Annotated in this window: 1 protein-coding gene; it reads left to right on the forward strand. The window is 74.5% G+C overall.

The window, feature by feature from the left end:
- Nucleotides 1-46: 46 nt before the first annotated feature.
- Nucleotides 47-725 (forward strand): maleate cis-trans isomerase family protein (locus GL263_RS27525; protein ID WP_182858434.1); only part of this gene is annotated, 679 nt, incomplete at its 3' end.

Below are 725 nucleotides of genomic sequence, written 5' to 3' on the forward strand. Positions count from 1 at the left end.
CCTCACCACCGGTCCCCCTCACGAACGTCAGCGAAGGAGCTGCCGCATGGCCACGTCGGTCGGATTCCTCTACCCCGGGCACTCGGCGGAGGACGACTACCCGAGGCTGGAGAGCATGCTGCGGGAGGTGGGCGCCGACGTGCGGCTGCCGCTGGTCCACACGGACATCGGCGAGGACGCCCACCGTGTCGACGCCTTGTTGGAGATGGGCTCGGCGGCCCGGCTGGCCGCCAGCGTGGGCGAGTTGGCGGAGCACGACGTCCAGGCCGTGGTGTGGGCCTGCACCAGCGCCAGCTTCGTCTTCGGCTGGGAGGGCGCCCGCGAGCAGGTCCGTGAACTCTCCGCCACCGCCGGCCTGCCCGCCTCCAGCACGTCCTTCGCCTTCGCCCACGCGGCGCAGGCGATCGGCGCCGGCCGCGTCGCCGTGGCCGCGACCTATCCCGAGGACGTCGCCGAGCGCTTCGCCGCCTTCCTCAAGGCCGCCGACATCGAGGTCGTCGCCGGCAGGGCCGCCGGTATCGTCACCGCCGCCGAGGTCGGCACCTGGCGCCGCGAGGAGGTGCTGGCGCTCGCCCGCGCCGGCGACCACCCCCGGGCCGACGCCGTCCTGCTCCCCGACACCGCCCTGCACACCGCCGCCCACGTCACGGAGCTGGAGGCGGCGCTCGGCAAGCCGGTGCTCACGGCCAACCAGGTGACCGTCTGGGAGGCCCTCACCCTGGTCG

The organism is Streptomyces durbertensis (assembly GCF_014156695.1).
Taxonomy (GTDB): Bacteria; Actinomycetota; Actinomycetes; order Streptomycetales; family Streptomycetaceae; genus Streptomyces; species Streptomyces durbertensis.